Raw genomic sequence first — 23,313 nt, forward strand, 5'->3', positions numbered from 1 at the left:
TCCTCTCACACCGCCCTATTCTGGGTCGGTGCCCGCCCTCCGCCGTCAGCAACCAAAACCGCGCCCGTCACGAACGACGCCTCGTCGGAAGCCAGGAACAGACAGCAGGACGCGATCTCGGCTGGCTCGGCGATGCGCCGCAAAGCAATGCGGCCGGTCAGCGCCGCGAATTCCTGCTCCGGCGTCGAACCGTTGGCGGTTGCCGCAGCCTCCATCTCCTCCTCGCTCATCGGCGTGCGCACCCAGCCTGGCGCCAGCGCGTTGGCGCGGATGCCATCAGGTCCATGCGAGTAGGCAAGTGAGCGTGTGTAGGACACCAGCGCCGCCTTGCTCGCCGAGTAGGCGGCGTTCTGTGCGCTGGCATTGAAGGCGCCGACCGAGGCGATGTTGACGACAGAACCGCCTTTTTTCTTCAACAACGGCAGCGCGGCCCGGCACATCATCATCGTGCCGGTGACGTTGACGGCAAAGGTCTTCTCCCAGACCTCGTTGGACACGGTTTCCGGTTCGTCCGGAATCAGCAATCCGGCTGCATTGACGAGGATATCGACCTGGCCGCCGCAGGCATCGATGGCGCGCGTCACATCGGCACTGTCGGTGATGTCGCCATGCACGGCCTTGCCACGACTGGCCTTGGCTGCGTCGTCAAGCGCGTCGCCCCCCAGGCCAAACAGGACAATTTCAGCGCCCTGCTTGCTGAAGAGCTCCGCCGTCGCCCGCCCCATGCCGGTAGCGGCTCCGGTGATCAGCGCCTTGCGACCCTGCAAACGCCCGCTCACGACAGCCCCCAATACTTTTCGACCGCGAAGCCGGTCTCGGGCAGCGTGGAGCCGCCGTCGACGACGATGGTCTGCCCCGTGGTGTACTTGGCCTCGACGGACGCCAGATAGAGCATGGCATAGGCGATATCGTCGGCCTCGCCGTAGCGCCCGACAGGGATGAACTGGCTGAGCCTGTTTGCCACTTCGGGCTTGCTCATCGAGCCACGGTCCTTGGCGATGAAGCCAGGCTCGACGCCGTTCACGGTGATGCCGTCGCGGGCATATTCGAAGGCGGCGCCACGGATGAAGGCATTCACGCCAGCCTTGGCCGCCGAATAATGCGCCCCGCCGGCCATGGCGACCCGCGCCGAGACCGACGACGTTACCAGGATGCGGCCGAAATTGCGCCCGCGCATGATGGGTGCCGCCGCCTGAGCCAGCCAGAAGCAGGCCTTGAGGTTCAGCGACAGCGCTTGCTCCAGCTTGTCTTCGTCGAGCTCATCGATCGAAGCCCAGGGACAGCCGCCGGCATTGTGCACGACGATATCGAGCCGCCCTGCTCCCGAAGCCGCATTGCCGACGACCTCGTGGAGTTCCGAACGGCCGAGACCGGGCAGCGGCACGGCACGGACCGACAGGCTGCGGGCGGTGAGCTCCGCAGCAAGCGCCTCCGCCACATCAAAGGTACGGTTGGCGATTACGACGGAGGCTCCGGCCTCGGCAAAACGCGTGGCGATCGCGGCACCGATGCCGCGCCCACCGCCTGTCACCAACGCTATCCGTCCGGTCAGATCGAAGCCCGGCGTACCCATTGCTCAGGATACTCCGGCGTCGGCGAGGAGGTCGACGAAACGCCCGAACACCTCGGTGTGGCGATCGACCTGTTCGGCGGTCGTCGCCGGACACATCAGGAACATGGTGTGGAACGGCGTCACCAAGATGCCTTCGTTCATGTAATAGGCGTGCAGCAGCGTCTCGAGATCACCACGCCGGCTGGCGATCACGTCGGCGCCATTGCGTGGCGGTTTCGGCATGAACATGACCTCGGCGCGCGCACCGATCTGGGTGACATGCCAGGGTAATTCACGGGCCTTGATGAGGTCGCGTGCACCTTCGGCAAGCCGGGTTGCATTCGCGGTCATCAGTTCGAAATTCGCAGGCGTCAGTACCTCTTCCAGTACCGCGCGCATGGTGGCCACCGTCAGTGCGTTGCCTGCGAGCGTCCCGCCGATGCCGAGATGGGCGGACTGGCGCACACGCGGATTGACCTTGGGTACGATCGCCCACAGCCGCTCGGCGATTTCCTGCGACACGCCGAAGACACCGGCCGGAATGCCGCCCGCGATCGCCTTGCCGGCCACAAGGATATCAGGCTCCAGGCCGTGCTGGCCGGTGTAGCCGCCGGGACCGTTCGAAATGGTGTGCGTCTCGTCGATGATCAGCACCGTCCCGGTGCGGCGCGTGATCTCGCGCAGCGCTTTGTGGAAACCATCGGCAACCGGGATCATGCCGAAATTGGTCATCAGCGGTTCGGTGAGCACGCAGGCGACATCGCCAGCAGAAAGGGCCTGATCCAATGCCTCGACATCGTTGAACTCGACCACCCGAGACACGGTCGAATGATCGACGCCATTGGGATGGATCATGTTGCGCAGGCCGACGCGACCGTCGCGGATCTCGACATGCGCCTCCTCGACGCCGCCGTGATAGCAGCCGGAAAACACCAGCACCTTGGGGCGGCCGGTGATCATCCGGGCAATGCGGATAGCGCCGCGATTGGCGTCGGTGGCCGACGTGGTCAGCGTCCAGTAAGGCAAGCCGAAGCGACGGGTCAGTTCCGCACCGACCCACAAGCTGTCTTCGGTCGGCAGCATCATCGTGGTGCCGTTCTGCAACTGGCGAAGTGCGGCGCACGTCACCGCTTCCGGTGCGTGCCCGCACATCCCGCCGGTGTCACCGAGCGCGAAGTCGACATAGTCCTGGCCGTCGATGTCGCGGATATGTGCGCCTTTGGCTTCGGCCGCATAGACTGGAAAACCGCCCGCCCAGCGCCGCATCCAGTGCGACGGGCCGCCATAGAGGAAATGCCGCTGTCCCTCTTCCCAGGCTTCAGCCGAACGCGGATGGGTGAGCCGGAAGCGCTCCTGCTCCTGGTCGAGCAATTCCGCGATGGTCGCCGTGTTGCGGTCTGTTCGTGCAGCAAGCGTCAAGCCGTGAAATCTCCCTGTACATGCCATCAAAGGCATGATCATGCTTCCCATCGGTTCATTATTTGAACCATCGTTTTATTTGTTGTAGACAAACTGCAAGCTAGATTGCCCCCTGTCAAGTTAATTCACACGCTAAGTATCGTTTTGAAAGCTGATCATGAGCACCGTGCGCAAGGCCGTGTCCCTGTTGGAACTGTTTACGCTGGAAGAGCCGGAAATCGGCCTTTCTGACCTCGCCCGCAAGGCCGGTCTCGACAAGGCGACGGCGCGTCGCCTGCTGGTGGCGCTGGCCGAACATCGCCTGGTCGAACAGGAGCCGGCGAGCCGCCGTTACCGCCTCGGTGCCGGCCTGACGCGGCTCGCCCGCATCCGCGACGCGCAACTGCCTCTGGTGCCTGTCGCGGTGCCTATTCTGCGTGAGCTGTCACAGCAGACCGGCGAGACCGTGCATCTTTCGGAGTACAGCGCCGGCGCCCTGCTCACCATTCATGTCGAGCTCTCGGCCAAGGCCAATCGCGTCAATGTCAATGTCGGCCAGATCCTGCCGTTGCACGGCACCGCCTCGGGCATCGCGCTGCTCGCCTTCGCGCGCGAAGAGATACGCCGCGACTATCTTGAGGCGCCGCTCGCCACTTTCACCCCTCACACGATGACCGACGCGAACAAGGTGCTGCAAGCTGTGCGACTGGCGGCCGAGCGAGGCTATTCACGCAGCGCACAGGGTTATGAGGAAGGCGTTCACTCGGTGGCCGCGCCAATCCTCGGTTCCGACGGCTACCCGATCGGCACGGTGGCGATTGCCTCGCCGGTGTCACGCGCCGACGATTCCGTGGCTGCGACCCAGGGAGCGATACTGATCGAAGCTACACGGCTGATCACGACGCGGCTCATCGGCGAGGCAGTCGAACCGGCGGGACGACTGTCGGCTTGAAGTTTCCGGCGACGCGGATGGATGCTGATTTCACTTGACCGGCTTGCTTGCGACCGCTTGCATGAGCGTTGCGAAAAGAATGATTAGCGTGTTAAGTTCCGTTTCAAAATATGTCACCCGCTGACTGCGGCGTTGTCATGCCAGCCCGCGCCAAGACGGGAGGCACCACCGAGGAGGAACCCCATGCAGCATGCCGCCCGTCATGTCAGCATCGCCGACGGCGAAGCTTTCCTGTCCACGTCCCGCCTGCTGTTCGGCCCGATCACACAGCGTTTCGCGCGCGGTTCGGTCGAATCGATCCCCAAGCTGCTTTCGGTCAATCTCGGCCCGTGCCGGCTTTCCGAAATCCGGGCAAAGGCGCATGTCGTGGTCAACGACCGCGCCCATTGGCGCAGCTTCGACCCCGATGCCATCAAGATCCTGGTGCAGGTCGCCGGCCGCAGCCATTTCGAGCAGCATTCGGTGGCCGTCGACCTCAATCCGCGTTCGGCCATCATCTACGACCCGGTGCGCAGTTATTCCCTGCAGAATTTGACCGGCGTCGACCAGCTCATCCTGCAGGTGCCGCGATCAACGTTCAGCGACGACACGCTGGCGCGGCTGGCGGCTCCCCTGCCCCTGCCCGGCGACGACGACAGCCTTACGCACATCGTGTCAGGGCTGATGCGCATGGCCATCGACGACGGTCGCAGATTGGACGAAGCCAATTGCCGACGGGTTGGCGAAAGCCTTATTCAGCTTGTCAACGGCTTGATCTGCTCCAAGCCTCAACTCGTCGACCAGCGCCGCTCGCCGCTGGAAGCGCTGCGCGAGCGCATCATTGCCTATATCGACGCCAACCTGTCACGCAGTGACCTCTCGGCCGACGAGATCGCGCGGCACATGGGTTGCTCGCGCCGCTATCTGCACCGTGCTTTCGAAAGCGAGGATATCACGCTGGAGCGTTTTATCTGGGATCGCCGGCTGGAGCGCAGCCGTGAAGCGCTGATGGCAGGCAACGGCGTATCGGTCTCCGAGATCGCCTTCGCCTGCGGCTTCAATTCCAGCGCGCACTTCTCACGTGCCTTCAAGGCGAAGTACGAAGTCTCGCCACGCGAATTGCGCGACACCGTGCTTAGCCGGCTGCATTGACGGTTTTGCCTCCCAAAAGGAGGAGACGATTGCGTGGGGCTGGCCTAGTTGCCGTTCCGGTCGCAGGAAGAACCGGCGCGAGGTCGAGTGAGATCGCCTCGTGGTTCCACTTCCCTGGCGACAGCCTCTAGTTGCGCGCGAGCGACATCGGCAGGATCTTGCGCACCAGGCCTTTCGGCAGGAACAGCATTGCCAAAATGATGGTCAGCCCCGAAATGATGGGGTGGTAATCCGGCACGAAGATACGGGCGATATCGAACACCGCATACATGATGAAGGCACCGAGGATCGGTCCAAGCACCGTGCCGGTTCCCCCCACCACCGTCATCATCAGAGGCAACAGCATCCAGTCGAGGTTGAAGACGGAGTCGGGCCCGACGTGGAAGATGTAATAGCTGTAGAGACTTCCGGCGATACCGGCGATGAACGCACTGCCTGCGAATGCGGCGACCTTGACCTTCAGCGTGTTGATGCCATTGGCGGAAGCGGCCATCTCATCGTCACGCACGGCGATGAGCGCCAGCCCGTAACGCGAACGCATCAGCCAGCCGATCGCCAGTGCTGTTCCAGCGGTGAGGCCAAGCCCTGTCCAGTAGTGTGGCATCAGCGTTTCGAAGGTGCTGGAAGGCGTCACAAGGCCGAATGCACCACCGGTGAAGTCGCCGCCGTTGACGAAAATCACCTTGAGGATTTCGCCGAATCCCAGAGTACCCAGAGCGAAATAGTCGCCACGCAGCTTGGAGAGCAGCGGCAGGCCGATCAGTGCGGCGGCCAGCGCGGCTACCAGCCCGCTGAGCACCATGGTCACCGGATCGAAATAGTAGATGCGCGGGTACGTCTCGTAGAGCGAACCCCACAGATAGTTGCCGCTCCACAGGATCGCCGTGGTGTAGGCGCCGAGCCCGAAGAAGGCATGTGAACCGAGGCTGATCTGTCCGCCAAAGCCGGCGACGAGGTTCCAGCCCTGCGCCATCACCGCATAGATGAAGACGAAGAACAGGAACGAAAACAGATAGCTGTCGAGCGCACCCGGCCAGAATGGCACCAATGCGAGGATGATGGTGAGGAGCGCTGCCGCCCATTTCCAGGAAAAATTGGCCATGGCGGTCATGCTTTCTTGTAGGGCCGGCTGAACAGCCCTTCCGGCTTGAACATCAAGACAGCCAGGAAGACGCCGTAGGCGATGGCGTTGGTCCAGCCGCCGGAGATGAAGAACTGAACGTAAGCCTCGATAAGACCAAGGATAATGCCGCCTGCGAGTGCGCCGGCAACGTTGCCGATGCCGCCAAGCGCCAGCGCCACCAGCGCTTTGAGGCTGAAGATGAAGCCGGCGAAGGGATTGAAGGGAAAGGTCGTCGCGACCGCGACGCCTGCCGCACCCGCCAGCGCGATGCCGATGGCGAAGGCGATCGCATTGACCTTGTGCGGGCTGATGCCCATCAGGGTGGCCGCTGTCATGTCCTCCGACGCCGCCCGTACCGCCTTGCCGACCAGGGTCCTGCGCAGAAAGAGCACAACGAGGGCGGTGCCTGCCAGAGCGATCAGGAATCCCATGGAGCGCGTGAAAGAGGCCCGCACGCCGAGCAATTCGATACCGCTCGCGGTGTAACTGGTGACCACGGCAGCGGTGTTGCCGCCCCATATGACAGTCATCAGGTTCTGCACCAGGAACATGACGCCGACGGCGATCAGCAACGAGATGTTGCGATCCTCCTCGGCCGCCGCTTTGCGGAACAGACCCTGATAGATCAGCCAGCCGGCTGCCAGCCCGACCGGCACCATGATGATGAGCGACAGGAACGGATCGATGCCAAGATGCTGGAACAGCGCGCGCACCAGATAGGCGGCGAGGATGATCATGGCGCCCTGCGCCAGGAAAATCAGTCGCATGGTGCCGAAAATGAGGCTGAGGCCGACGGCGGCAACGCCGTACATGGCGCCGCCGAGCGCACCATTGATGGAAAGCTGCAGGAGGATCTCCGGCGATGGCAGGGTCATTACAGCTCCAATACGCCCATATAGGCTTTCTGGACTTCGGGGTCGGCGATGAGTTCTGCACCCGTGCCTTGCATCGCAAGCTCGCCGGTCTTCAGCACGAACGCGTAGTCTGCGATCTTCAGCGCCTGGTGGATGTTCTGCTCGACAAGCAGGATGGTGACGCCTTGCTTGTGCAGTGCCTCGATCAGCTGGAACATCTGCTGCACCACCAGCGGCGACAGGCCGATCGAAGGCTCATCGAGAATGAGCAGCGACGGTTCGGACATGGTGGCACGCGCAATCGCCAGCATCTGCTGCTCGCCGCCCGAAAGTGAGCCGGCCTTCTGGCCTGTCCTTTCCTTGAGGCGCGGGAACAGATCGTAGGCCTTTTCCAGCGCATGTTTCATGTTCGCCCGTGCCTTGGGCTGGAAAGCACCGAGCTCGAGGTTTTCCAATACCGTCATCTGGCGGAACAGCCCTCGCCCCTCCGGCACGTGGGCGATACCCATGCGGGCGATATCTTCAGGAGCGCGCCCAAGCAGCGAGGTGCCCGAAAGCTTGATCTCGCCGCGTTTCGCGGGGACTAGGCCGGATATGGCTTTCAGCAGCGTGGTCTTGCCTGCACCATTGGCGCCGACGATGGCCACCACCGAACCTGCATCGACATGGATCGACACGCCCCACAGCGCACGCACGTCGCCATAAGCGACCTCAAGATCTGTTACTTCAAGCAGCCGGTTCGCCAAGATAGGCCTCGATGACTTTGCGGTTGGCGACGATTTCGGCGGGTGTGCCGTCGGCGATCTTGACACCGTGGTCGAGCACGACGACCCGGCTGCACACTTTCATGATGGCATCCACCTTGTGTTCCACCCACAGGATGGAAATGCCCTTTTCGGAGCGTGTTCGGCGGATGACCTCGACCATCTGCCTGATCTCCGTCGGATTGAGGCCGGCCATCGGCTCGTCGAGCAGAAGGAGCGATGGCTCTGACGCTACCGCGCGCGCGATTTCCAGCAGCCGGCGATCGGACAACGTCATATGCGCCGTCGTCACATCGCGTTTTGCGCTGAGGCCGACCAACTCGAGCGCGGCTTCAGCCGCTTCCTTCGCATGCCGCACCCGCCCGCCGGAACCGTAGACGGCGCCGACCATGACGTTCTCGAAGGCCGTCATGGTCAGGAAGGTGCGGACAAGCTGGAACGTGCGGGCGATGCCGAAGCGGCAGATATGATGTGGCGCCGCGCCGGTGATATCCTTGCCCTTGAAGCGGACCTTACCGCGTGTCGGGGCGTAGATGGCCGTCATCACGTTGAAAAGCGTCGATTTGCCGGCGCCGTTGGGACCAATCAGGCCAACCAGTTCGCCCGGGCCGACGACCAGATCGATGCCGTCGAGCACCACCAGGCCGCCGAAACGTTTGGTCACCGCCTCCAGGCTGAGCACGGTTTCGTCTGACTGCATGCTTGGTCGGTTCCTTTGCCCGCTGGCTTCAGGGGAAAGATTGCGTGGATTTATGTGGCCATAACTACGGCGTGTCGGTAACTGCGTGCACGACGGGACGGCGTCGGCACAAAGCCAGACGTCGTCCCGACGGCACCCCCAACGTTTAGCGCTTGTCCCAGGCGGGAGCCGGCTTGTAGGTCCAGGTTCCATTCGGGAAGAGCAACTGGTGTTTGCCTTCCCACCACTGCGTGGCGACCGATGGGATCAAGGCGAAGCCGGTCTCGTCGAATTTCAGCGGGCCGACCACGGTATCGTTGAATTCCTGGTTGAAGATGGCATCGTGCACCGCCGCTGCATCGGTCGACCCGGCGCGTTCGATGGCCTGGAACAGCACCTGGGCGTTGGCGTAGAAGGCGCCGACCGTGACGGAGTCCTTCTTGTATTCGGCCTCGTAGCGCTCGCCCAATTCCTTGGCGCCGTTGTAGGGATAGCTTGCCGACCAGAAACCGTCGGTCAGCACGTAGTCGGAATCCTTGCCCAGCGCGTCATGGAATTCGCCGGTCCAAGTGCCCTTCCAGCCATGGAAATAGGGAACGCTGAAGCCGAGCTCCTTCATCTGGCGGATCAGCGTGACGGTGTCTGCCGGAGAGCCGAACACCAGCATGGCGTCCGCGTCGGCAGCCTTCAGCTTGGTGATCATCGCCGAATAGTCGGTCGAGCCGGTCGCCCACGGATCGTTGAAGGCGAAGGTATAGCCATATTTCTTGGCTGCGGCCTCGAAAGCGCCGCCGAAGCCTTTGCCGTCTGGCGAATCTTCTGTGACGAGAGCCGGACGCTTCGGACGTTCATTCTCCGGCAGCTTCTGCCAGATTTCGAACGGCACCTCGGCACCAGGGCCGGGATGGAAGAAGAACAGCGCCGAATATTTCATCTTCAGCGGCTGCCACTCGAACGGGAAAGCCGCGGTGATCATGTAGAATTTCTTGTACTTCTCGGCGACGATCGCACCGGCGACATTGAGCGGGCCGGAGTGCGTCGAAAGCAGGATATCGACCTTCTGGACCTTGACCAGATTCTCGATCGCCGAAGCGACCTTGGCTTCCGTGCTTTCATCGTCGGCGATGACAAGCCTGACAGGAAGCTTCTTGCCGGCCTCCTTGACCATGATGCCGCCAGCCTTGTTGATATCGGCGACAGCTTGCTTGTAGGCCCATTCCTGTTCCTTGCCGTCGCCGGCGAACGGACCGGTCAGCGAAACCGGCGCGCCGATGACGATCTCGTCACCCGCGGCATTGGCAATGACGGTTGCGCCGCCGGTCAGTACCGTGGACAGCGCGAGCGCTGCCAGCATTCCTTTCAGGCTCATTCCCATGTTCTCCTCCCAATTCCACTCCCGCCGGATACCGGTCGGGCCTGCCCCAAATCGTCAGCCGGTCGCCTGCGCGACCAGTTTGGTGTCGGTGAATTGCTCGAACCGCAGCACCTTGCCGTCCTCAACGTCCCAGACGTGAACAACACGCGTGTAGTTTGACACACGGTATTGGAAATTAGCGGGAACAGCCGGGATTAGGTGGGAACGGGCGAATACCCACGGAAAAACAGGATGATAGCAGAAATCGACTGTGCTCGAAAGCGGGGTCCGTCGTGACGCGCGGTTTTAGAAAGAAGGCCGCGGCGAGAGACCGCCGATCAAAAAGAGCCGCCGGAAAGGCGGAACCTTGAGGGGCGCTTGAGAAACCCTCGAAACACTCTCGACCCCGCAGAAAACCGCCCTTTAGAGCATCTTCCGGAAGCGGCCTCGCCAGCGCTTTGGTGCGGAAAAAGGGGCGAAAAGTCAAATCGAACTTGGATGATGCATCCAAGTTCGACAAAAAGGGCGATTTTTGACGGAAAAACAAAAGGATAGTGATCACATGGCAGGTCGGGCGAACTTGGATGCTCGCCCGATCGCACACGTCGCTACTCACGAGCCAACCATACTGGTCTCCTGCAGAGCGAGATCTCCACCATCATGCCGCGTCGCGCATCGCCTCTTCCAGATCCGGCAGTTTGCCGAAGCTGGCGATCAGCCTGGGCGAGAACATCTCCCCGCTTTCCTCGTCAACATGAACCTCGAACGCCGCGGCGCCGGCAAACCGCTCGGCCATCAGCTCGGCGATCCGGACGGCCCCGCCCTCGCTTGACGCCGGCCGCATTTCACCGACGTGAAACCGCCCCTTGATCGAGCGGAAAGGGATGATGATGAACTTCTGGCTTCTCTTCATGGAACGCTCCCTGCCCTTGGAATGTTCCCATTTTGTTCACATCGCCAATCGGGAAGTCAATAGGGCAGGAAAATAATCCTTAACGCATTCTCGGCTTGCCGCCGGCGAAGAACACCTGACCATGCACCCTTACGCGGTTGGGGATATCGTCGAACGGGACGAGGTCGGGCTCATATGCCTTGTTGTCGGAGATGATCTTCAGGTCGCCGTTGTTGAGCACCTGCAGGCGCTTCAACAACAGCCGGTCCACGTCCAGCGAAAAGACAAAGATGCCGCCGCGCTCGACGACGCGCCACTCCACATCCTGGACCACCATGATCAGGTCGCCGTCCATGATGGTGGGCTCCATTGAATCACCCATCCCTTCCAGCATCCCGACAACGGCGTTCGGCGGCGCCCAAGGTGGGAGATTGCGCCGAAGCCAGTCGCGCCCGACAGCGAAATACTCGTCGATGTTCTCCGAGACGACCAAGGCACCGGCGCCGGCCGAGGCGCGGATATCGTAGCGAGGAACCGTGATCCCGTTCGCCCAATGGGGCGCCGGCAACGAGCGATCCGCCGTTTCCCCACCCACAAACCACGCGACCGGGATACCCGTCGCTTCCGCAAGAGATTGCACAAACCCGAAGGGGAAGTCGTCGCCTTCTACATAACGTTGGATCTGCTTGACGGACTTCCCGAGTGATTCGACTAGACCTTCATTCCCCAGCAGATAGCGAGCCCTGAAATACCCGAACCGAATGCGGTCAGGAACGGACAAATTTGTCCCTTTTGGGAGCTCGCCCCTTTCCGCAAGCTCCCGAAATTGCTCACGCATTCCGGCCGGCGTTGGGATCCCTGGAGCTTTCGAGCTTTTTCCTCGCCCGATATGGACGGATTTGGCTTGCTGATCGGACAAATTTGTCCTACTTTCGCTTTGCTTCCACGTTCGTGGACGTTCACCACCGAAAGAAGGGAGGCCTGGCAGGGCCTCCCTTCACCACCGGAGCAGATGATGGACCCGATCGAACGGGCGAGCAAGATCAAGGACGCCCTCTTCGTCCGCGGCATTACCCTTTCCGATGTCGACCGCCGGTTCGGGCTGACCGATGGCACAGCCCGTACGACGTTGCGCGAACCGAACTCGCGCGGGGAAGAGGCGCTCGCCGCTGCTCTCGCTTGTGAACCCCATCAGCTGTGGCCCGAGCGCTACGACGCCAGCGGCCAGCGGCTTTCGCCTCAACCCTCCGCAAACTATCGCCGCCCCCCGACGATGGCGCAACGTAGAAACCGCAGGGCCGCTTAGACATGCCGCCTGTCAAATCCTCACGTCCTGGTCACCTCGACGGCAACCCCTTTTTCGTCCGGCTGGAACCTGACCCCCGCTTTCTGCTCGGCTCCGTCCTGGTCGGCATCCTGATCGCCGGTTTCGTGCTCGTCGGCCTCTCTTTGATGGGGGCTTTCTGATGGCCGGCCTGACCCGGAGGCAATCGGAGCTGCTCGCGTTCCTCAAGGCCTATCAGGCGGCGAACGGCTTCAGCCCCAGCTACGCGGAGATCGCCGCACACCTCGGCCTCAATACCAGGAGCAGCGTCAATCGCATGGTCGATGCGCTGCAGGCTCGGGGTGCGATCCGCCGCCGCAAGGGACTGAAGCGCAGCCTTGAGATCATCGAGAACGAAGGCGCCGAGCGACTTCTGCGCCGGCTCGTCGATGCCATCCAGTCCGATGATTGGCGCGCGATGACACGGGCGACGAACGAGGCGACGCGTTTTCTCGGCAGGTCAGCATGAGCAAGCCTGCCGCCGTCTCGCCCTGGATGACCAGCGACCCGCGTATCAACGCGCAGATCGATGCGGCGTTCAACGCAGTCTGGTCTGCCTTTCCGTATTTCGAGCTTTCCGAGATCCTGTTTCCGCGACGCGGCAACTGCTTGGCCGGTCTCGCCCGCCAGTGCTTCCTGCACATCCTGGTCAACACCTTCCGCCTGCCGAAAAAGCGCCTCGCCGTCTGGGGCAACGCCGGCCTGCCGAAGATCAAGAGCGCCTGCCGCTCCATCGAGCGCCGCCGCCAGTCCGATCGTTTCGCCGACTGGTTCGATGCGATCGCGGCCGATGCCGCACGCCGTTTCTCCAAATCGGAGTATGTCCATGGCTGAACTCAAGACCCTTCCGCTCGACAAGGTGCTGGTGCCGGCACGGTTGCGGGACGTGGAGGAAGACCACGCCTTCATGATCGGCCAGTCGATCACCCGCGTCGGCCTGCTTAACCCGATCACCGTCCGCGCAACGCCCCGCGCCGAACGGCCCTGGACGCTGGTCGCCGGCGCCCACCGGCTTCGCGGCAGCGAACTGATTGGCCTGAAGGAGATCGACGCCATCGTCGTCAAGGCCGACAAGCTCGACGGCGAGCTCGTCGAGATCGAGGAGAACATCTACCGCAACGAGCTCTCTGCCCTCGACCGCGCGATCTTCGTGCGCCGGTATCGCGAGCTTTGGGAAGAGAAGCACGGGAAGATTGAGCGCGGAAATCCGCAGCTCTCCAATTCCGTCAACTTGACGGAATTGGCCGAGGATAGCGCCCAAGGCCATTTCTTCAAGCGCGTGTCCGAGCGTCTCGGTCTATCGCGCAGCGCAATCGAGCGGGCGCAGTTCGTGGGCCAGAAGCTCACGCCCGAACTGCGCCGCACGCTTCGCGGGACCCCGATCGCCGACAACCAGAGCCGCCTGATCAAGCTGGCCGGCATGGAACCGGAGCGGCAGAAGAAGATCGCCATCGCCTTCGCCGAACAGCCCGACCTCGACCGGGCGCTTGATCTCACGGATCCCCACGCCAAGGCGAAGGCCAGTCAGACCGCCCAGGATGAGTTACTGGCGCGGCTGAAGTCCACCTGGGCAAGGACCGACGAAAAGACCCGAGCCGCCTTTCTCCAGTTCGTGGCCGCCGCCAAGAAGCCCAGGGACAAGTTGCCGACCCTCACCGAACTCCTCAAAGCCACCGCCGACGACGCCGGGGCATCAGAGCCGGACCCGCGCCAGGTGACGATCTTCGACCTGCAGGGCGGTGACCGGCCATGACGAACCGCACGTGTCCGACCCTGCACTGCACCGAACCGGTCCCGGCCGGTCCGCACGCCGTGTTCTGCGCCGAGTGCCATTTCCGGCTCCCGTACCGCACGACCAGCGAGATCTTCGCGCTGCAGATCGCCTGCGCCCGTACCGACGATGCCGACCAGAAGGCGTATCTGCGCGAACAGATCGATGCGCATGTCCGCATAGCGGCCCGCAGCCTGGAGGCGCCGGATGCCGCGTAAGCCGAGCAACCCAGCCCAGGGCGATCTGTTCTATGCGCCGGTCTATCCCAGCCGCGTCGCCGATCAGTCGGTTGACGTGACCGGCTTTCGAGGCCGGCTCAAGCGTGCCATGAGCCGGGCGCTGAAGGAATGTCCGCACGGCCGCGCCGAGATCGCCATGCGCATGGCAGTGGCGCTCGGCCAGGACAGCTTTTCGCTCGCCACGCTGAACGCCTATACCGCCGAGAGCGACAGCAGCCATGATATCAGCCTCGTACGCTTCAAGGCATTCGTGCGCGCCACCGGCGCGACCTGGCTGTGGGACCTGGTCGTCTCCGACGACGGCCTCACCATGCTGGTCGGCGACGAAGCCCGCCTCGCCGAGATCGCCCGCGTCCAGCAGGAAAAGGCCGCTCTCGACGAACGTCTGCGCGAACTCAAGTCGACGCCCGTGCGCGTCATCCGGAGGGATCGCGGATGACCCGGAGGGAATGGTTTTCACCGGCGGAGATCGTGGCGGTCCGCTCACCGGACCTGCCCGGTTCGGTGCGGAACCTCAATGCGCTCGCGGACGCCAGGAACTGGCGGGCGGACCCCGCGAGGGCGCGGCGAGCCGGCGGCCGGGGCGGCGGATGGGAATATCATCTATCGCTCCTGCCGCCCGGCGCGCAGGCTCGCCTGCTCCTGCAGCATGGTCCTGCCGTCCCCGAGGTCGAGGAACCCGGCATTGAGGACGGCTCGAAGGAAGCATGGGCGCGCTTCGACGCGCTGTCCGACAAACAGAAGGCCGAATGCCGCCGCCGGCTTGAATGCCTGGACCGCGTCGAGCAGCTCGCTGGCGAAGGCATCGGCGCCACAGCCGCCGTCGTTCAGGCCGCCTCCTGCAGCGGCGTATCGGCAGCATCGGTCTACAACTGGCAGAAGCTGGTGCGGGGCGTTCCGCGCGCCGACTGGCTGCCCGCCCTGGCAGCGGACTACAAGCCGACGTCCACCTTCTCTGACTGCCACGAGAAAATGTGGGAGATGGTCACCTCGGACTGGCTGCGGCCGGAACAGCCATCCTTCTCCTCCTGCTATCGCCGCGCCCAGAAAGCGGCCTCCCGCAACGGCTGGCTTCCGATCCCGTCTGAACGCGCTCTTCGCAGACGCATCGAGGCAGAGATCCCGGCGGCTGTCATCACGCTCGCCCGCAAGGGCCGGGAGAAGGCCAAGCGGCTCTATCCGGCACAGAAGCGCGTCCGCACCCATTTCCACGCCATGCAGGCCGTCAACATGGACGGCCACAAGCTCGACGTGTTCGTGCGCCTGCACGACGGCCGCATCATCCGCGTCCAGCTGATCGGTATCCAGGATCTCTATTCAGGCACGGTGCTGGCATGGCGGATCTCCGAGACGGAAAACAAGGAGACCGTGCGCCTGGTCATCGGCGATCTCGTCGAGCGCCACGGTATCCCCGAGAAGATGTGGCTCGACAACGGCCGGGCCTTCGCCTCGAAGTGGATCACGGGGCGGATGCGGACCCGTTACCGTTTCACCATCCGCGACGAAGATCCACAGGGCATCCTGCTCTCGCTCGGCATCGAGCCGAAATGGACAACGCCATACGCCGGCCAGTCCAAGCCGATCGAGCGCGCCTGGCGCGACCTCGCCGACCAGATATCCAAGCATCCTTTTTGCGCCGGCGCCTATACCGGCAACAGCCCAGACGCCAAGCCGGAGAACTACGGCAACGCGGCCATCCCGATCGACGAGTTTCGCGCCCATGTCGCCCGCGAGATCGCCGAGCACAACGCGCGCCCCGGCCGCAAGGCGGCTGCCTGCCGCGGCCGCTCCTTCGACGAGACGTTTCGCGAGAGCATGGCCGATCCCGCCACCGTGGTGACATGGCCGACGGAAGCACAGCGTTCGCTCTGGCTGCTCGCGGCCGAGCAGATCACCGCCCAGAAAGGCACCGGCGAGATCCACTTCTTCGAGAACCGTTACTGGTCGGTCGAGATGAACGCCCATGCAGGCCAGAAGGTCACTGTGCGGTTCGATCCCGACCGCCTGCAGGAAGACGTCAAGGTCTACACGCTCGACGATCGCCTGATCTGCACCGCGCCCTGCATCGCCGCCACTGGCTTCGACGACATGGACGCGGCGCGCACTCACGCCCGCGACCGCAGCGCCTATCAGCGAACGCTGCGGGAGCAGGCCCGCCTGCACCAGAAGCTGTCAGCGGCCGAGCTGGCCCGTCTGTATGGCAGCGAGGAACCGGCGCCGGCGGCCGAACCGACCAGGCCGGCAGTCAAGCGGCTGGCCGTCGGAAACGGCGGTGCGGTGCCGGCGGCAGCGCAGGCAGACCAGCCGGAAGACATCGAGGACAGCTTCGCCGCCGGCCTCGCCTTGCTGCGCACCCAGCGCCAGAGCGAAGCCGACATCATCCCATTCACGCCGCGCCGGGAGGACGGCTGAAAAAGAAAAGGCCGGGATGAACCCGGCCGGAAACGGCCCAAACGGGCCAATTGCACGAGGAAGCCTATACATGAACATCGAAGCAAATTCAATCTGGCAACCACCGGCCCAGGAGCCGGATATCGCCAGCGATCGCCCCGGCCGTTCGGATGCCGACCTTGCCGCCTGGCGCGACCTCACCGCCCGCGTCATGGATATCGCCCGGCGCAACGGCTGGTCGAAGGCGGAGGCGGCCCGGCGCATCGACATGCCGGACGGCACGTTCAGCCAGTGGTACGGCGGCAACTACACCGGCCGGCTCGACACCCAGAACCTCAAGGTGGCCCGCTGGCTCGAAAGCACCGAGAGCGCCGCGGCGCTCGCCCAGGCGCTACCCGACGCCCCCACCTTCGTGAACACGCGCACCGCCCAGGAAATCTTCCGGACCCTCGAGCTGGCGCAGATGTCGCCCGACATGGTCATCATCACCCTGGCGGCTGGCATGGGCAAAACCCATACGACCCGCCACTACTGCGCGACCAGGCCGCACGCTTTTCGCGTCACCATGCGCCCGCAGACGAAGACCTGTCACGCCATGCTGGTCGAGATTGCACGGTGCCTCGCCGTCATCGAGACCAACCCGGCCAAGCTCGACAGCGCGATCGGCGCCCGCCTGCAGCGCAACGGCCGCCAGACGCTGCTGATCATCGATGAGGCGCAGAACATCGAAGACCGCGCCGTCGACCAGCTCCGCTACTTCCTCGACGAGTATGGCTGCGGCATCGCGTTAACCGGCAACACCAGCGTCTACGGCCGCTTCAAGGATCGCCAGGGCGGGCCTGACTATGCGCAGATCAAGACCCGCACCGGCAAGCGGCTTAACCGCCACCAACCGTATCCGGAAGACATCACCGCGCTGATCGACGCCTGGGAAATCCACGACGCCGAGCAGCGTAAGCTGCTCACCGGGATCGGCCGCAAGCCCGGTCACCTTCGTCAGATCGACAAGACGCTGCGCCTCGCCTTCCTACTGGCGGCGGGCGAGCGCGCACCCCTGTCGGTGAAGCACATCGCCGCGGCCTACCAGAACCGCGAGTGGGAGGACTGACCATGGCCAAGATGTCCCTGGAGCTTTCTGACGGCCTGCAGCAGCTCAAGCGGCTGTTCGTCGACTACCAGCACGAGCCGCGGGTCCTCGAACCGGACGACGCCCGCATCATCCAGCAGTGCATCGAGCTCTGCTATGCCCGCGCCCGCGAACTCGAAAACGAGGTAAGCGCCAAGCGCTGGAATGACGAAGCGCGCCGCGACCGTCTCGTCGAAATGGATCGCATCCTCTCCGAAATCCAGCGGCCGGGCACCAACGTCATGCTGTTCCCCGTCGTGGAGCGGCCGATCTTCGAGGGGTCGAGCAGGCTATGAGCGAAGCACTTCGCGCGGCCGCCGCGGCCGTAATCATCCCCGACGTCGCAGGCCGTATCGCCGCCAGTCCCGAACGGCAGGCATCGCGCGCTACGCCTGCCGAGGTGCTGGCGCTGGCCTGGGCTGCCGAGGGCCTCACGGCCGTCGTCATCGAGGCGCAGCTTCTAGTGCGTGCACTGGAGCTGCCGATCACCGGCGGCGACGCCAACGACGCGGCGCGCGACCACGCCATCCAGACCCAGATGGGCATCCTCAACAACCAGTTCGCCGCCCTGTTCGGCGAGAAAGGAGCCTGAAACACATGGAAACCGCAACCGAAGCCGCCACAACGGACGGCGTCACCATCGTGGCCGGCCAGCCCTGCATGAGGGACGCCAAGGGCCGCTGGACGCCGCTCGAGCTCATCAAGCCCCAGCACAAGCTGGAAGACGAGACGGTGCGCAAGATCATGGGCCATGCCAGGGCGCTCTCCGCCCAGGTCGGCCGGTTCCGCGGCCACACCGCCACCGATCTCGGCGAGTTCGACGCCATCCTCGACCAGGAATATGGCGGTCGGCCGCGCGGCGCCGTCAAGGGCAACCGCACCTACCAGACCATCGACGGGCTGATGAAGGTGCAGGTCCAGGTCGCCGACCTGATCGACTTCGGCCCCGAGCTGCAGATCGCCAAGGAACTGATCGACGAGTGCCTGAACGAATGGGCCGTCGACGCCATGCCCGAGATCCGCGCCGTTGTAACCCGCGCCTTCAACACCGACCGGCCGGGCCAGATCAACCGGGCGGACGTGTTCATGCTGTTGCGCCTCGACAGCCAGGACGCGCGCTGGAAGCGCGCCCAGGACGCTATCCGCGACGCCATGCGCGTCGTCGGCTCGAAAGAGTACCTGCGCTTCTACGAGCGCGATCGCCCGGACGCGCGCTGGCGCGCCGTCACCATCGATCTCGCCAAGGCCTGAAGGAGGACGTCATGGACAATACGCTGGAAAAGAACCTCGCCGCGGCGCTGGAGGAAGACATGGCCGCCTACGACGCCGGCAAGCCCGCACCGGCGCCCACCGTCGCAGGACTCTACGTCTCGGCCGACGAACACTTCAGGGCGCTTGCCTGGAACAAGGCCGGCCTCGCGGCGCTGAAGGACCGCTGCGCTCGCGACGTCGCCGAGCTGCTGGAAGATCGTCGCCTCGAAGAGCAGAGGCATCTTGAGCGCCTCGCCAAGATCGATGCGGAGATCGCGGTCATGCACGACTACGAACGCAAGGAGAGCGAGATGTGGGAGCGCTACATCGCCGCCTCCCGCAGCGCCGCCATGGAGCTGCTGGCATGACGCTCTATCATGAACTGCTCACCGAACTGATCCCGCTGGTGGAGAAGAAGCTGGAGGCGCACAGAGCGGAGGCCGGCGAGTTTCATTTTGCGAACTATGACGCCTGGGAGAAGCGCTGCGCCCTCGCGGACGAGCGCATCAGGGAGTTCTTCAGCGAGCGCTACGACGCCCGCTTCACCGAACATGGCGACACTCACACAGTCCACATGGCCGGCTTCCGCTCCAGCTCGACGAGCGGCTGGGCCGGCGCGCTGCGCAACTGGCAGAGTTCGGCCGAGAAGAAGCTCGCCGCCCACGGCGATCTCGACGGCTTCAACCCGCACGGCTCCGGTCCGGTGCCGATCGAGCCGAGGGAGGGTTGAGGCGATGGCTTGCGATTGCATCACCAGGACCAACGAGAAGCTGGCTTCGCGCAACACGCGGCTCGTTTCCACTTTGGTCTTCACCAAGCCGGGCGGCGAGTACCCACTCATCCGGACCGAGCAGGTAGAGAGCGGTCGAGGCAAGGCGAAAGCCTGCGCGATGCTCCCGTCCTACTGCCCGTTCTGCGGCGTCAAGTACAAGGCGGAGGAGTGAGGCGATGAACATCCATGAACTTATGACCGATCGGGCGGACCTCGCAAAAACCTACGCAGCCGACGGGGCTTTCCACAGCGCCGCTCGCATTTTGAGCGATCTGGCGGAGAAGGTGCAGGAACACGCAGACTATTGCGATGCCTGCCTTGCGGAAATGATGGCGCGGGTGCCCGAGGAAGACTGCCCTGGCCACGTCAGCAGCATCATGGACCCGAAGGTCTGCGGCCGCTGCGGCACCCATGTCGACAGCCTGCGGCCGGAGTGAGCTGATGAAATCCGTCATCCTCGCACCCTCGCAGCGCGAACTGGCAGGCCGCCTCATCAACGTGCTCAACGGCTCCGAGACCGGCGACGGCCTGACGGCGATGGCCTCAATCATCGCCGCCACCATCAATGACCGTGCCGCCGGCGACGCCGATGTCGCAACCGCCGATGCCGCCTGGTACGCGGACCTGATCCTCACCACGGTCCAGGCTGGCCTTCGCGGCGAGCTGCTGCGCAACGACGAGGCGCCGATCGACGTGAGGTACGTGCTGTGAGCGACCTTTGCCCGTGCTGCAGGCAGCCGCTGCCGGTCAACGACGCCCTCATCCTCGACGAAGGCGGCATCGTCGTCTGCAACGGGCGGGTGGCGGCGCTGACCTGGCAGGAGCACGCGCTGCTGGAGATCCTCGTCGCGGCAAAGCATCAGGTTCGGTCGAGGGAGCAGCTGCTCGACAGGATCTACTCCCTGCGGCCCAACGATCCGCCCGAGATCAAGATCATCGACGTCTTCATTTGCCACATCCGCAGGAAGCTGAAGCCGCTCGGCGTCCAGATCCAGAACGTATGGGGCCGCGGCTATCGCCTGCTGCCGGCCGAGGAAAGGAAACCCGCATGAGCGACATCAACATCCAGATCGGCGAGAAGCCGGACCTCGAATGGGTGCGGATCGACCGGATCGACGTCGACCGGAACTACCAGCGCCCGCTGAAGCCGAGGCTGGTTAAGAAGATCCTGGCGAAGTTCGCCTGGCGCAAGTTCGGCGCCGTCGTCCTCTCCCGCCAGGAGGGGGGGCGCTACACAATCGTAGAGGGCCAGCATCGCTGGAAGGCGGCCAGCCTGCACCCGAACGTGACCGAAATCCCTGCCATCGTCGTCGAGCACGCCGACACCGCCGACGAGGCCGGCAGCTTCCTGGCCATCAACCGGGACCGCCAGGCCGTCACCTCGGTCGAGCAGTATTGGGCCGGGCTGACGGCCGGCGACGAATGGGCCATGGCCGTCTCCAGGGTGCTGCAGGCGGCGAACTGCGACGTGGTGCCGGAGCCGGGCCACTATCGCCCGAACCTGACGGCATCGATAGGCGCGATCGACCGCTGCCTGAAGCGTTACGGCCATGGCGCCACGCGCCGCGCCCTGCTGGTCATCCGCGCCGCCTGGCCCGACGACAGCAAGAGCCTGCGCGGCACGCTCATCACGGCCCTGGCGCGCATCATCCGCGCCAACGACAAGACGATCAACGAGGCGGACCTTGCCAACGCGCTGCGGCGCGAGAGCTTCGCCAAGCTCACCGCCCATGCCGAGGCGTTCCGCAAGCTCTCCGGAGGATCGTCGGAAACCGCGCTCTCGAAGGCGCTGGTCGAGATCTACAACAAGGGCAAGCGCGTCAACCAGATCGTGATCGGGGCGCAGCTATGAGCTTCGGCTACATCTCGCTCGACCGTCCCGGCACCGCGCTGCGCGGTTACAGCCATTCCGGCGCCGGCGCCAAAACGTTGGTCACCATCAAGATCGAGGTGACGGACCCGCACGAGCTCGGCTGGCTCCTCGAGGAGCTGGCGGCTGCGCAGAAGGAGGCGGCCACCCGCCGCGCTGCCGAGGCCGCTCGGGCGAAAGCCGAGAAGAAGGCGGCGAAGGCAAAGCCCCGCGAGATCGGCCATCAGGTGCTGCTCGGCCTGCCGTACTACGGAGGCGAGAAATGACCGGCGCGAAAAAGAAGCTCTCGCCCGCGATGCGCAAAGTTCTCGAAAACCTCATTGCCGGTCGCCGGCCTAACCACGGCTTTCCCGGAGGGCGGTCAGTCTCGGGCGACCTATCCGGCACCTACGTGGCGCTGTTTCGCCGCCGTTTCATCGATCCGAACACCGGCAAGGTGACGGAAGCTGGCCGGAGCGCGCTGGGAGATCGGTCATGATACCCGATCTGTTTGGCGCGCGTCCTCGGGCGCTACGCCGCTTCATGATGAAGGCCACGGATCACGGTGAAGCGCCTGGTCTTATGCCAGGCTGGAAAACGACCGAGGGAGCCTACTTCGTTTGCCCGCGATGCGACCACGACGCTGGCTGGCTCTTCAATCTTACCCCTAGCGAGATTCGTCGCGGTCTTCCGTGCCCAGCCTGCAATCCAACCGAGGTGAAGCAATGAACGCGCTCGCCGCCATCCATGTCGCCAAGAAGCAGCTCGGCCTGGACGACGACACCTACCGCGCCGTCCTGGTCCGCGTCACCGGAAAGGACAGCGCCAAGGCCATGACGCAGGCAGAGCGGGACAGCGTCGTCCAGGAGCTGCGTCGTCAGGGTTTCAAACGGTCTTCTAACGCCGGTCGAAAGCCGCTCGAAGGCAAGTTCGCCCGCAAGCTGCAGGCGCTGTGGATCGCGGGGTGGAACCTCGGTGTCGTCCGCGAGCGCGACGACAAGGCGCTGGTCGCCTTCGTCGAGCGCCAGACCGGCCTGTCGCATGTGCGCTTCCTCCACGACGCCGGTGATGCGCTCAAGGCCATCGAGGCGCTGAAGGGCTGGCTGGAGCGCGCCGGTGTGAACTGGTCGACCGGCTCCGACCGGCCGGCGTGGCTGCGGCAGCCAGGCGCCCAGATCGCGGTGGCGCAGTGGAACATCCTGGTCGCCAAAGAGGCCGCTCCCGGTGACATACGCTGGTTTCGCAATTTCGTCGCGGATCTCGCCCTGCCGGTCGACCAGATGGCCAACGGCGATTGGGTGCAGGTCATGAACGCGCTCGGCGAGCGTGTCAGGAAGGTGAAGACATGAGCGCCGCTTGCGTCTGGGTGAGAGATTGTCGATGCGAATGGACTTCCGCCAACCGCGTGTATTGGGATGGCGCGCTCGGCTTGCTCTCGATCGAACATGACGGCCTGATCACCTGGGACGAGTTGCAGGACATCAAGAACGAGATCTGCGGAGAGGAACGCGCAGCGATCGAGGTCTATCCGCCGGCCGACCGCGTCGTGAACAACATCGCCATGCGCCACCTGTGGATCCTTGGCTCTGACGACTGGTGGCCAGATCTCTGCCGGGAGGGCAAGCCTGCACCCACCACCTTGCGCGAGCGCTACCTCGCCGCGCGGATCGGGGGCGCCAGATGAACAGGATCGTTCGCGGGTTGGATAATCTCGCCGCGCAGCGGCCTCGGACTCCTGAACCTGAGCAGTGCTGTAGCTTTTGCGGCTGCTCGGCCGGTGGCCTAGTGGTTGGTCCGGCCGCCCAGATTTGCGACCAGTGCGCCAGTGTTGCCCTGGGCATGTTTCTCGTGGCCGGCCGAGACGCTCTCTCCTTCTTGGATGACTATCGGA

General features: G+C 64.1%; 35 protein-coding genes. 25 read left to right on the top strand and 10 right to left on the bottom strand.

The genetic code is table 11. The features are described 5' to 3' along the window. Positions 1-5: 5 nt before the first annotated feature. From AO692_RS10365 to AO692_RS10375, 3 genes are read right to left on the bottom strand one after another with little or no spacing between them, the layout of a single operon-like run. Positions 6-779, bottom strand: coding sequence for an SDR family oxidoreductase (locus tag AO692_RS10365; RefSeq protein ID WP_200911723.1), 774 nt, complete (start codon positions 777-779; stop codon positions 6-8). Next, a complete protein-coding gene (locus tag AO692_RS10370; protein ID WP_054309978.1) occupies positions 776-1,573 on the bottom strand; it encodes an SDR family oxidoreductase in 798 nt (265 codons plus the stop codon). Before AO692_RS10370 ends, AO692_RS10365 begins: the two co-directional genes overlap by 4 nt. A gap of 3 nt (positions 1,574-1,576) precedes the next feature. Continuing rightward, positions 1,577-2,971, bottom strand: a complete 1,395-nt coding sequence (locus AO692_RS10375) for a transaminase (RefSeq protein ID WP_244483313.1) — start codon at positions 2,969-2,971, stop codon at positions 1,577-1,579. Positions 2,972-3,128: 157 nt separating this feature from the next. On the opposite strand from AO692_RS10375, the gene AO692_RS10380 reads away from it, so the two are divergent. Continuing rightward, positions 3,129-3,902: an IclR family transcriptional regulator gene (locus AO692_RS10380; protein WP_054309979.1), complete on the top strand. Its 774-nt coding sequence runs from the start codon at positions 3,129-3,131 to the stop codon at positions 3,900-3,902. Positions 3,903-4,085: 183 nt separating this feature from the next. Continuing rightward, complete coding sequence (locus AO692_RS10385) at positions 4,086-5,033, top strand: helix-turn-helix domain-containing protein (protein ID WP_054309980.1); 948 nt, start codon at positions 4,086-4,088, stop codon at positions 5,031-5,033. Between the two features lie 127 nt (positions 5,034-5,160). On the opposite strand, the gene AO692_RS10390 is transcribed toward AO692_RS10385, so the two are convergent. The 7 genes from AO692_RS10390 to AO692_RS10420 all read right to left on the bottom strand — a co-directional run bounded on the left by AO692_RS10390 (position 5,161) and on the right by AO692_RS10420 (position 11,480). Further along, a complete protein-coding gene (locus tag AO692_RS10390) occupies positions 5,161-6,144 on the bottom strand; it encodes a branched-chain amino acid ABC transporter permease (RefSeq protein ID WP_054309981.1) in 984 nt (327 codons plus the stop codon). Further along, positions 6,141-7,031, bottom strand: coding sequence for a branched-chain amino acid ABC transporter permease (locus AO692_RS10395; protein WP_054309982.1), 891 nt, complete (start codon positions 7,029-7,031; stop codon positions 6,141-6,143). The genes AO692_RS10390 and AO692_RS10395 overlap by 4 nt, the downstream gene beginning before the upstream one ends. After that, positions 7,031-7,744: an ABC transporter ATP-binding protein gene (locus tag AO692_RS10400; protein WP_054310037.1), complete on the bottom strand. Its 714-nt coding sequence runs from the start codon at positions 7,742-7,744 to the stop codon at positions 7,031-7,033. Before AO692_RS10400 ends, AO692_RS10395 begins: the two co-directional genes overlap by 1 nt. Next, a complete protein-coding gene (locus AO692_RS10405) occupies positions 7,737-8,474 on the bottom strand; it encodes an ABC transporter ATP-binding protein (protein ID WP_054309983.1) in 738 nt (245 codons plus the stop codon). The genes AO692_RS10400 and AO692_RS10405 overlap by 8 nt, the downstream gene beginning before the upstream one ends. Positions 8,475-8,619: 145 nt before the next feature. Beyond that, positions 8,620-9,822 (bottom strand): amino acid ABC transporter substrate-binding protein, encoded by a 1,203-nt coding sequence (locus AO692_RS10410; protein WP_054309984.1) that lies wholly within the window; start codon positions 9,820-9,822, stop codon positions 8,620-8,622. A 643-nt stretch (positions 9,823-10,465) separates the two neighbouring features. Next, positions 10,466-10,720: a hypothetical protein gene (locus AO692_RS10415; protein WP_054309985.1), complete on the bottom strand. Its 255-nt coding sequence runs from the start codon at positions 10,718-10,720 to the stop codon at positions 10,466-10,468. Between the two features lie 79 nt (positions 10,721-10,799). Further along, complete coding sequence (locus AO692_RS10420) at positions 10,800-11,480, bottom strand: S24 family peptidase (RefSeq protein WP_054309986.1); 681 nt, start codon at positions 11,478-11,480, stop codon at positions 10,800-10,802. A 234-nt stretch (positions 11,481-11,714) separates the two neighbouring features. Here AO692_RS10420 and AO692_RS10425 point away from each other — a divergent pair, with 234 nt between their 5' ends. The 23 genes from AO692_RS10425 (at position 11,715) to AO692_RS10530 (ending at position 23,106) form a co-directional block, all read left to right on the top strand. Further along, the gene (locus AO692_RS10425) at positions 11,715-12,005 is read left to right on the top strand and encodes a helix-turn-helix domain-containing protein (RefSeq protein WP_244483314.1); all 291 of its coding nucleotides are present in this window, start codon (positions 11,715-11,717) and stop codon (positions 12,003-12,005) included. A 2-nt stretch (positions 12,006-12,007) separates the two neighbouring features. Beyond that, positions 12,008-12,166, top strand: a complete 159-nt coding sequence (locus AO692_RS33115; RefSeq protein WP_161808060.1) for a hypothetical protein — start codon at positions 12,008-12,010, stop codon at positions 12,164-12,166. Then, the gene (locus tag AO692_RS10430) at positions 12,166-12,492 is read left to right on the top strand and encodes a MarR family transcriptional regulator (protein WP_054309987.1); all 327 of its coding nucleotides are present in this window, start codon (positions 12,166-12,168) and stop codon (positions 12,490-12,492) included. The genes AO692_RS33115 and AO692_RS10430 overlap by 1 nt, the downstream gene beginning before the upstream one ends. Beyond that, positions 12,489-12,857, top strand: coding sequence for a hypothetical protein (locus AO692_RS33120; RefSeq protein WP_054309988.1), 369 nt, complete (start codon positions 12,489-12,491; stop codon positions 12,855-12,857). The genes AO692_RS10430 and AO692_RS33120 overlap by 4 nt, the downstream gene beginning before the upstream one ends. After that, entirely contained in the window at positions 12,850-13,776 is a 927-nt protein-coding gene (locus tag AO692_RS10440) for a ParB/RepB/Spo0J family partition protein (protein WP_054309989.1), read from the top strand. The genes AO692_RS33120 and AO692_RS10440 overlap by 8 nt, the downstream gene beginning before the upstream one ends. Next, positions 13,773-14,012: a hypothetical protein gene (locus AO692_RS10445; RefSeq protein WP_054309990.1), complete on the top strand. Its 240-nt coding sequence runs from the start codon at positions 13,773-13,775 to the stop codon at positions 14,010-14,012. Before AO692_RS10440 ends, AO692_RS10445 begins: the two co-directional genes overlap by 4 nt. After that, the gene (locus tag AO692_RS10450; RefSeq protein ID WP_054309991.1) at positions 14,002-14,472 is read left to right on the top strand and encodes a hypothetical protein; all 471 of its coding nucleotides are present in this window, start codon (positions 14,002-14,004) and stop codon (positions 14,470-14,472) included. The genes AO692_RS10445 and AO692_RS10450 overlap by 11 nt, the downstream gene beginning before the upstream one ends. Further along, positions 14,469-16,445: a transposase domain-containing protein gene (locus AO692_RS10455; protein WP_054309992.1), complete on the top strand. Its 1,977-nt coding sequence runs from the start codon at positions 14,469-14,471 to the stop codon at positions 16,443-16,445. The genes AO692_RS10450 and AO692_RS10455 overlap by 4 nt, the downstream gene beginning before the upstream one ends. Positions 16,446-16,515: 70 nt before the next feature. Continuing rightward, positions 16,516-17,532 (top strand): AAA family ATPase, encoded by a 1,017-nt coding sequence (locus tag AO692_RS10460; protein ID WP_054309993.1) that lies wholly within the window; start codon positions 16,516-16,518, stop codon positions 17,530-17,532. A gap of 2 nt (positions 17,533-17,534) precedes the next feature. Further along, positions 17,535-17,846, top strand: a complete 312-nt coding sequence (locus AO692_RS10465) for a hypothetical protein (protein WP_054309994.1) — start codon at positions 17,535-17,537, stop codon at positions 17,844-17,846. Next, positions 17,843-18,142: a hypothetical protein gene (locus AO692_RS10470; protein WP_054309995.1), complete on the top strand. Its 300-nt coding sequence runs from the start codon at positions 17,843-17,845 to the stop codon at positions 18,140-18,142. The genes AO692_RS10465 and AO692_RS10470 overlap by 4 nt, the downstream gene beginning before the upstream one ends. A 5-nt stretch (positions 18,143-18,147) precedes the next feature. Beyond that, the gene (locus AO692_RS10475; RefSeq protein ID WP_054309996.1) at positions 18,148-18,801 is read left to right on the top strand and encodes a DUF3164 family protein; all 654 of its coding nucleotides are present in this window, start codon (positions 18,148-18,150) and stop codon (positions 18,799-18,801) included. 11 nt (positions 18,802-18,812) lie between these two features. Beyond that, positions 18,813-19,169 carry a hypothetical protein gene (locus tag AO692_RS10480; protein ID WP_054309997.1) on the top strand — a complete coding sequence of 119 codons (357 nt, stop codon included), beginning with the start codon at positions 18,813-18,815 and terminating at the stop codon, positions 19,167-19,169. After that, positions 19,166-19,531, top strand: coding sequence for a hypothetical protein (locus AO692_RS10485; protein ID WP_054309998.1), 366 nt, complete (start codon positions 19,166-19,168; stop codon positions 19,529-19,531). The genes AO692_RS10480 and AO692_RS10485 overlap by 4 nt, the downstream gene beginning before the upstream one ends. Before the next feature lie 4 nt (positions 19,532-19,535). Then, positions 19,536-19,745 carry a hypothetical protein gene (locus AO692_RS10490; RefSeq protein ID WP_054309999.1) on the top strand — a complete coding sequence of 70 codons (210 nt, stop codon included), beginning with the start codon at positions 19,536-19,538 and terminating at the stop codon, positions 19,743-19,745. Positions 19,746-19,749: 4 nt separating this feature from the next. After that, a complete protein-coding gene (locus AO692_RS10495) occupies positions 19,750-20,010 on the top strand; it encodes a hypothetical protein (protein WP_054310000.1) in 261 nt (86 codons plus the stop codon). A 4-nt stretch (positions 20,011-20,014) separates the two neighbouring features. Beyond that, the gene (locus AO692_RS10500) at positions 20,015-20,284 is read left to right on the top strand and encodes a hypothetical protein (protein WP_054310001.1); all 270 of its coding nucleotides are present in this window, start codon (positions 20,015-20,017) and stop codon (positions 20,282-20,284) included. After that, a complete protein-coding gene (locus tag AO692_RS10505) occupies positions 20,281-20,625 on the top strand; it encodes a helix-turn-helix domain-containing protein (RefSeq protein WP_054310002.1) in 345 nt (114 codons plus the stop codon). Before AO692_RS10500 ends, AO692_RS10505 begins: the two co-directional genes overlap by 4 nt. Next, positions 20,622-21,425: a ParB/RepB/Spo0J family partition protein gene (locus AO692_RS10510; RefSeq protein WP_054310003.1), complete on the top strand. Its 804-nt coding sequence runs from the start codon at positions 20,622-20,624 to the stop codon at positions 21,423-21,425. The genes AO692_RS10505 and AO692_RS10510 overlap by 4 nt, the downstream gene beginning before the upstream one ends. Beyond that, positions 21,422-21,709, top strand: coding sequence for a hypothetical protein (locus AO692_RS10515; RefSeq protein ID WP_054310004.1), 288 nt, complete (start codon positions 21,422-21,424; stop codon positions 21,707-21,709). The genes AO692_RS10510 and AO692_RS10515 overlap by 4 nt, the downstream gene beginning before the upstream one ends. After that, entirely contained in the window at positions 21,706-21,921 is a 216-nt protein-coding gene (locus AO692_RS10520) for a hypothetical protein (RefSeq protein WP_054310005.1), read from the top strand. The genes AO692_RS10515 and AO692_RS10520 overlap by 4 nt, the downstream gene beginning before the upstream one ends. Before the next feature lie 226 nt (positions 21,922-22,147). After that, positions 22,148-22,771: a regulatory protein GemA gene (locus AO692_RS10525; protein ID WP_054310006.1), complete on the top strand. Its 624-nt coding sequence runs from the start codon at positions 22,148-22,150 to the stop codon at positions 22,769-22,771. Beyond that, a complete protein-coding gene (locus tag AO692_RS10530; RefSeq protein WP_152979789.1) occupies positions 22,768-23,106 on the top strand; it encodes a hypothetical protein in 339 nt (112 codons plus the stop codon). The genes AO692_RS10525 and AO692_RS10530 overlap by 4 nt, the downstream gene beginning before the upstream one ends. Positions 23,107-23,313 lie beyond the last annotated feature (207 nt).

The organism is Mesorhizobium sp. 1M-11, from assembly GCF_001303895.1.
Classification (GTDB): Bacteria; Pseudomonadota; Alphaproteobacteria; order Rhizobiales; family Rhizobiaceae; genus Mesorhizobium.